This is a genomic window from Rhodopseudomonas sp. (assembly GCF_048594845.1).
GTDB lineage: Bacteria > Pseudomonadota > Alphaproteobacteria > Rhizobiales > Xanthobacteraceae > Rhodopseudomonas.
The window spans coordinates 24,046-31,257 of record NZ_JBMDXE010000063.1; the positions used below are offsets into that span (position 1 = coordinate 24,046).

Sequence of the window (7,212 nt, forward strand, 5' to 3'; positions counted from 1 at the left end):
CGAAGCGACGAAGCAATCCAGCGTCGCGTCGTGGGGCTGGATTGCTTCGCTGCGCTCGCAATGACGACTTGGGATTAAGCCGTCATGATTAGCTGCCGCAGCTACGGCGCCTTGATCGCCCAGCTCACCAGCACGGTGACGCTCAGCGTTTCCTCGCCGGGAGCGACCGGGGCGCCGGCCGACTGTGCCATCACCATCTTGCGCATCGGCATCGCGCCGGGCTGCGTATCCTCGGTGATCACCACCGGTGCGCCGAGCGTGACGCCGGCAGCGCGGGCGTAGATCTCGGCCTTGCGCCGCGCATCGGCGACCGCTTCGGCGCGGACGTCATCCAGCACCTTCGACGGATTCGCGACGCGGAAGCTGATGCCGCGGATCTCGTTGGCGCCGGCCTGCACCAGCGTGTCGATCAGCCCGGCGACGCGAGCGGTGTCGCGGACCTGCACGGTCACCATGTTGCTGGCCAGATAGCCGTTGATCTCGCTCGGGCCGGGCCGGCTGGACGAGGCATATTGCGGCTGGATCGACAGCCGCGACGTCTGGATATCCTTCGGGTCGAGGCCGGCGTTCTTCAGCTCCAGCAGCACCTTGCCCATCGCCAGATTGTTGGCCTCGGCGGCGGAGCGCGCGGTCTTGGCGGTGTTGGAGACGCCCGCCTCGATCTGCGCGATGTCCGGCGCGACCGATTTGTGCGCCTCGCCCGTCACGGTGATGGCGGGCTGCTGCAGCTGCAGCTGAGGCACCGGCTGTGCCTGCAGCGGCGCGGCCGCGAGGGTCGAAACGATGGTGGCGGCAAGCAGCGAACGAAGAGACAGCATCATTTCATCGGCACATAGACGTTGATGATCAGTTTGTCTTCCGCGGTGGTCAGCGGATCGGTGAGGTATTCTTCGACGAAGGTGTCCTTGGCCTCGATCTTCTTGTCGTCGAGGTGGTTGGTGATCGCCTCGTAGGTGTTGTCCATGTTGTCGTACGAGCCGCGGTGGACGAATTTCAGCGCCTTGCCGTCCGGCGTGGTGCCCATGCTCATCGTCTTCGGCAGGTCCTTGGGCGTTTCCGGCACAGGCATCTCAGCCTGGAAAGTAAAGCCGTTGTCGTCGGTCGAGGTGTAGACGATCATCGGATTGCCGCTCGGCTTAAGGCCGGCCTTGTCGAGCGTCGCCTTGATGGTCTTGAACGCCTCCATCAGCGCTTCGAACGCCGCGTCCCAGCTCGCCTTGCCCTTCAGGATCACGGCGGTCTTCGGCTCCAGCGTGATCTCCTCGCCGAACGGATCGGCGGTCTGCACCTTGGCGGGAGGAGTTGTCGGCGCCTGGGCGGCTGGCGGCGGTGTCGCGGGCGCCTCGGTCGTGGCCGGCGATGTCGCCGGAGCGGCCGGCGCCGCGGGTGTCGCAGGAGCCGCCGGGGTCGGTGCCGTGGCAGCAGCGGGCGGCGTTGCCGGCGTGTCGGCCGGCTTGGTGTCGGTCTGCGCCAGCGCGCCGGTGACGCCGAGCATCAGGGCCGCGGCGGAGCTGAGCCCGAGCCAAACGGGGCGGATCAAGCGGGGGCGGTTCATTCCAAATGTCTCCCTGGCCGCAGCGATTTGCTGCCGATCGCCGCGATCCGCAAGCGCCCGGCGGATCGTCAGTGCGCCTCCTTCCTAACATCCGGCCGGCGCTTTCGTCCCTTGCGATCCGCATGTGGCTTGACTGTGGCGGGCTGGTCAAAGCGGCGCTCCTTCGCCATATAGGCGCGACGAGGATGTGAAGCATGAGCGCGCTGGACAATCGCCTGTTCGCCAAGATGAACGGTATCGGCAACGAGATCGTGGTGGTGGACCTGCGCGATCAGAAACAGCCGGTGACGCCGGATGACGCGCGCGCCGTGGCGGCGCATGTGCCGTACGACCAGCTGATGTTGCTGCAGCCGGCGCGGCTGCCCGGCACCGAAGCCTTCGTCCGCATCTACAACAATGACGGCTCGGAATCCGGCGCCTGCGGCAACGGCATGCGCTGCGTCGCCTCGCAAATGTTCGCCGGCAACGACAAGCAGGGCCTGACCTTCGAAACCCGCGCGGGTCTTTTGAATTGCTGGCGGGGTCCGGCAGAGGGACTGTTCACCGTCGACATGGGCGAGCCCAAGTTCGGCTGGCAGGACATTCCGCTCGCCGAGGAGTTTCGCGACACCCGCGGCATCGAGCTGCAGATCGGCCCGATCGACGCGCCGATCCTGCATACGCCGTCGGTGGTCAGCATGGGCAATCCGCATGCGATCTTCTGGGTCGACGACGTGCAAGCCTATGATCTCGGCAAGTTCGGGCCGCTGCTGGAAAACCATCCGATCTTTCCGGAGCGCGCCAACATCACGCTCGCCCATATCGTCGACCGCGAGCACATCACCATGCGGACCTGGGAGCGCGGCGCCGGTCTCACCAAGGCGTGCGGCTCGGCTGCCTGCGCCACCGCGGTGGCGGCGGCGCGGCTGAAGCGGACCGGGCGCGTCGTCGAGATGACGCTGCCGGGTGGCAAGCTGACGATCGAATGGCGCGAGCGCGACAACCACGTGCTGATGACCGGCGGCGCCGAATTCGAATTCGAGGGCCGGTTCGATCCGGCGCTGTTCGCGCCGTCGCTGACGTCCAATCCGGCCTGATGTCGGTCGAGATCGTCACCTTCGGCTGCCGCCTCAACGCGTTTGAATCCGAAGTGATCCGCCGCGAGGCGGAAGGCGCCGGGCTTGCCGACACGATCGTGGTCAACAGTTGCGCGGTGACCAACGAAGCCGTGGCGCAGGCGCGGCAGCAGATTCGCAAGCTCAAGCGCGCACGGCCGGACGCGCGCATCGTCGTCACCGGCTGCGCGGCCCAGACCGAACCCGCGACCTTCGCCGCGATGGACGAAGTCGACCGCGTCATCGGCAATGACGACAAGATGCGCGGCGAGGCCTGGCGCGCGGCGCGCACGGCATTTGACGCCGATGCGTTCGGCCTCGGCCGCGAGCAGAAGATCGCGGTCGCCGACATTATGGCGGTGCGCGAGATGGCGCCGCATCTGCTGGATGGTTACCAGAGCGGCCTGCCGCGGGTGTTCGTGCAGGTGCAGAACGGCTGCGACCATCGCTGCACCTTCTGCATTATCCCGTTCGGGCGTGGTAACTCGCGCTCGGTGCCGGTCGGCGCGGTGGTCGATCAGGTCCGGACGCTGGCCGAGCGCGGCCATGCCGAGATCGTGCTGACCGGCGTCGATCTCACCAGCTACGGCGCCGATCTGCCGGGTGCGCCGAAGCTCGGCAGCCTGGTTAAGAAAATCCTGCGCCACGTCCCCGAACTGCAGCGGCTGCGGATCTCCTCGATCGATTCCATCGAGGCCGATCGCGACCTGCTCGACGCGCTGGCGCATGACGAGCGGCTGATGCCGCATCTGCATCTGTCGCTGCAGGCCGGCGACGACATGATCCTGAGGCGGATGAAGCGCCGCCACAGCCGCGCCGACGCCGTGGCGTTCTGCGATGAGGTCCGCCGGCTACGCCCGGACATCGCGCTCGGCGCCGACCTGATCGCCGGTTTTCCGACCGAGACCGAGGAGATGTTTCAGCGCTCGCTCGAGCTGGTCGACGACTGCGGCCTGAGCTTCCTGCACGTGTTTCCGTATTCGAAGCGCCCCGGCACCCCGGCGGCAAGGATGCCGCAGCTCGACGGCCGCGTCATTCGGGAGCGGGCTGCGCGGCTGCGCGCGGCAGGCGAGGCAGCGCTACGGCGGCGGCTGGCGTCGGAAATCGGCGCCGTTCGCCATGTGCTGATCGAAAGCCCGGCGCAGGGTCGCACCGAGCATTTCATCCCGGTGGCGATCACGGGCGAAACCCCCGGCGCGGTGCGGCGGCTGACGATGGCCGCGCACGATGGCGCGCGGCTATCGGCCTGGATCAGCGCGCCGTCTCCTTGATGAAGCGCGCCGCGATGCGGCCGGCCTCGATCCGCACCACCGCGCAGAGCCGGCTGGCCATGCCCTTCGGCTTGAACTCCAGCAGAAACGTTCGAAGGTCGAGCTCCTGGATCGAGTCGGCGTAGCTCAGCAGAACGCCGGACTCCGAGATATCCAGCAGCTTGCCGTCGCGCCGCCATAAGCCGTCGACGCTGACGATGCGGATATCGATGCTGGTGCCACGTTGAAATTGCACCCGCTTGGCCTTGCGCTTGTCCCAGCTCATTGCGGCTTCTCCCCCAACAATTGATTGCAGCGACTTTGGCGTTTGCGCTAGGCGCTCGCTTGGGTGCTTTCGCGCACTTTCCAGAACCTCAGCATTCGCTGCGCGCTGGCTTTCGACAGCTTCGCGAACTCCTGCCCGATCCGGTCGAGCTCGGGCGTGGACAGCGGCGCTCCGGTAAACCGCATCTGCAGGATGGCGCTGACCGTCTCCCAGCGGAAATCGGCGGCGCGGCACGGCACCAGCAGGCCGTCGCAGCGCGGGCTCTGCATCAGCGGCTTGAGAATGTCGATCGGGGTCGAGGCCAGCAGCGACATCGCGGCGACCGTTTCCTCGTACTGCCGGGCCTTCGCGAACCGCAGCAGATCCCTTTCGTGCAGTTCGCCCTTTTCCTTGAGCAGTTCGACGAACCTGCGGGCCGCGGCGTAATCACGCGGCTGTGAGACCTCGTGGTCCACGGCCTGCACGACGGAATTCAGAATATGCTGGACCTCGTTGCGAACCTTTTCGGGCATCACCGCCAGCAGCCGCTCGCGCACTGCTTCCTTCGCCTTCAGCAACAGATCGCGTAGCAGCTTGATCGGGATATCGATGCGCCGGCCGGCCTTTTCGGCGAGAAGCTCGTCGTGTTCGGCGGCCTTGGCCAGCACCGCAAAGCCCGCGGCCGAGATCGACGACGTCTCGTTGCTCAGCAGCCGATGGAAGACGTCCATGTTTCCGCGCGCCACCAGCACGTCGGTCACCGGATCGGTCAGCGTCGGGCGGCCGGAAATCGCGAGCAGGTGAGCCTGCCCCTTGGTCTTTGCAATTTCCACGAGATCGCTCGTCGTCAGACGCGCCGACTCCTCGAGCACGGGACCGGCGACTTCGATATCGTCGTTTCTCGCCAGCTTTCTGATCGTCTCCAGCGGCGCATTGTCGATCGGCGCCAGCCGGACGCTCAGCTCGGCCAGCGCCCGCGTTTCGATCTTCCTGATCAGATGGCCCAGGACCTGATCGAAAACCGCGATCTGGTCCTCATTGAATTTGTTGCTGCCGCCCAGAAACAAATCCGTGACCCGCCGCAGCGTCTCGAGGCGGCGCTCGGCCGAACCGGTCTGTATCGCGGACTCGAGTTCATCGAGCAGTGAGCCTTGTGCTGAGCTTTGGGCTGTTGTCGCCGTGGAATCCGACACGTCAAATTTCCTTGAAACTGATCGCTCCGCCTGACTGCGCCCACGATTGGTTTGTTGCTTTCGGCGTGGTGATACGCAGTCAACCCGCAGAGCAATGTTTCAAGCGCCGGTTAGACGCGCCTTAACGAGCGGTAGAATCGATATCGAAAATCTGCAAAGACCTAGACATTCGGACGGCGCAGCCGTCAGATACTAATCGATCATCAGAGTGAGCCGACGGTCAGTTCATGGGGCTGCGGGAGTAGGCAGCCTGCTCATATTTCGTGCGCGCATATTAGGCGCTGTTTTCCCGTCTTTCCTTGAAATGCAATGAAGAACGCGCTGTCACTGGCCCCGTCGTCTGCGCTGCGGGTATGCTGCTTCGATGATATCGATCAGTATCGATGGTCTGCCGAAGGGCTGCAGCTCGACTTCACGCCGCTGGCCCGAAAGATCTCCGCACAGCAACTGATCGTGGACTTGCCGGGCTGCGATATCATCGTCGAGCGCACGTTTCCCCGGCTGATCGATGCGAAGCTGATGCCGGACCGGACCGCGATCGCACTTTCGCTATGCGATGATTTCGCGTTGCAGATCAACGGCGTCGATCTCGATTCCGATACGCTCGTTCTTGGATACGGTAGTTCGATTTTCGTCGCGCGGGAAACTACACCGATCTGGCTCGGCTGTGTGCTGTTCAAGCAGGAGATCCGCGACCGCGGATGGCCGGCCGGTGAGAAAGGCTTCGACCTGCTGACCATGGCGAAGCCTGCGCAGCGCAAGCTTCGCCTTCTGGTACAGGACGTCATAACTTTCGCGTCTGAACGTCCCGACGACATCCGACGAGCGGACGTCGCGCAGGGACTCAATGAATCACTTCTCGCGGCGGCGGACGAGGCGCTGGCGGATTCGGTCTCGATGCTCGGTGCACGGTCTGCGCACACCGAGCGATTTCTCGGCGTGGTCAAAGGCATCGACGAGATCATTTCGGAAAACCCGGCCAATCCGATCTACAGCGGCGAGCTGGCCCGCGCGCTCGGCGTCTCCGTCCGCACCATTCACACCGCGGTGCTGCAATATCGCGGCATGAGTCTGCATCGTTACCTCAGGCTCAAGCGGCTCTGGCAGGTCCGGCAGCGGCTGTTGAGCGGCAACATCAGCGTGAAGGCCTGCGCGCTCGCCTACGGCTTCTGGCATCTGAGCGATTTCTCGCGGAGCTACCGGACGCTGTTCGGCGAACTGCCGTCCCAGACTCTCGCCCTCGCACATTAGATAGCCGGCTTCAGGTATCTGGCTTCGGCGCCGGCCAGGCAGATCGAGGTTGAAGTCCGTCGAGATGCCTCACCGGCGTTGCGGGCGAGGCCGAGTAGTTTGAGCGTGGCGGCCGGGTGACGCGTCGCTCGACGAGTTCGGCGGATCGCGGCGCGTGCGCCGGATCGACTCCCGGCCGGCACCATCCTCGTACTACTACGTGGACGTCCACCCGCAAGCCGCCAGCCGCGGATGCATGTGGGCTGGCGGCGGCGCGGTGACGATCACCGGCGGCTTGTTGCGCGACAGCGGAATGACGATCTCGCGCGCATGCAGGTGCAGCCGCGGCTCGCCGAAGCGCGGTCCGTTGCCATAGATATTGTCCCCGACGATCGGCCACCCCATCGCCGCACAATGCACGCGCAGCTGGTGCGTCCGCCCGGTAATCGGCTCCAGCGCCAGCCAGGTCAGCTGCGTCGGCGGCAGCGCGCCAATTTTCGCGCCCGGCCGTTGGGACAGATCATCGTTCTCTCCCCCCGCACAGCGAGCCCCCTCTCCCGCTTGCGGGAGAGGGTTGGGGTGAGGGAGCCCCGAGGACGGCGTCCCGCCGTGGACCCCCACCCCC

General features: G+C 65.5%; 8 protein-coding genes and 1 pseudogene. 4 read left to right on the forward strand and 5 right to left on the reverse strand.

Features of this window, described 5'->3' with window-relative positions; genetic code table 11:
• Positions 1 to 101: 101 nt before the first annotated feature.
• Together ACOJTD_RS03350 and ACOJTD_RS03355 are read right to left on the reverse strand one after the other, a co-directional pair.
• Entirely contained in the window at positions 102 to 818 is a 717-nt protein-coding gene (locus ACOJTD_RS03350; protein ID WP_420131523.1) for an SIMPL domain-containing protein, read from the reverse strand.
• On the reverse strand, positions 818 to 1,555 hold the full coding sequence (locus ACOJTD_RS03355; RefSeq protein ID WP_420131524.1) for a GyrI-like domain-containing protein: 738 nt from the start codon (positions 1,553 to 1,555) through the stop codon (positions 818 to 820). The genes ACOJTD_RS03350 and ACOJTD_RS03355 overlap by 1 nt, the downstream gene beginning before the upstream one ends.
• A 194-nt stretch (positions 1,556 to 1,749) precedes the next feature.
• Between ACOJTD_RS03355 and dapF the strand changes: the two genes are divergently transcribed.
• Both dapF and mtaB read left to right on the forward strand, forming a co-directional pair.
• On the forward strand, positions 1,750 to 2,631 hold the full coding sequence (dapF, locus tag ACOJTD_RS03360; RefSeq protein ID WP_420131525.1) for a diaminopimelate epimerase: 882 nt from the start codon (positions 1,750 to 1,752) through the stop codon (positions 2,629 to 2,631).
• On the forward strand, positions 2,631 to 3,920 hold the full coding sequence (gene mtaB / locus ACOJTD_RS03365) for a tRNA (N(6)-L-threonylcarbamoyladenosine(37)-C(2))-methylthiotransferase MtaB (RefSeq protein ID WP_420131526.1): 1,290 nt from the start codon (positions 2,631 to 2,633) through the stop codon (positions 3,918 to 3,920). The genes dapF and mtaB overlap by 1 nt, the downstream gene beginning before the upstream one ends.
• On the opposite strand, the gene ACOJTD_RS03370 is transcribed toward mtaB, so the two are convergent.
• Positions 3,901 to 4,185 (reverse strand): PilZ domain-containing protein, encoded by a 285-nt coding sequence (locus tag ACOJTD_RS03370; protein ID WP_420131527.1) that lies wholly within the window; start codon positions 4,183 to 4,185, stop codon positions 3,901 to 3,903. The two genes, mtaB and ACOJTD_RS03370, sit on opposite strands and share 20 nt — an antisense overlap.
• 47 nt (positions 4,186 to 4,232) lie before the next feature.
• Complete coding sequence (locus ACOJTD_RS03375) at positions 4,233 to 4,997, reverse strand: DUF2336 domain-containing protein (protein ID WP_420131528.1); 765 nt, start codon at positions 4,995 to 4,997, stop codon at positions 4,233 to 4,235.
• Between ACOJTD_RS03375 and ACOJTD_RS03380 the strand changes: the two genes are divergently transcribed.
• A complete protein-coding gene (locus tag ACOJTD_RS03380) occupies positions 4,965 to 5,312 on the forward strand; it encodes a hypothetical protein (RefSeq protein ID WP_420131529.1) in 348 nt (115 codons plus the stop codon). The genes ACOJTD_RS03375 and ACOJTD_RS03380 overlap by 33 nt on opposite strands.
• A gap of 354 nt (positions 5,313 to 5,666) precedes the next feature.
• The gene (locus ACOJTD_RS03385; protein WP_420131530.1) at positions 5,667 to 6,608 is read left to right on the forward strand and encodes a helix-turn-helix domain-containing protein; all 942 of its coding nucleotides are present in this window, start codon (positions 5,667 to 5,669) and stop codon (positions 6,606 to 6,608) included.
• 195 nt (positions 6,609 to 6,803) lie between these two features.
• Here the strand turns inward: ACOJTD_RS03385 and ACOJTD_RS03390 are convergent.
• Positions 6,804 to 7,212: pseudogene (locus tag ACOJTD_RS03390) on the reverse strand (RNA pseudouridine synthase); the annotation flags it as partial.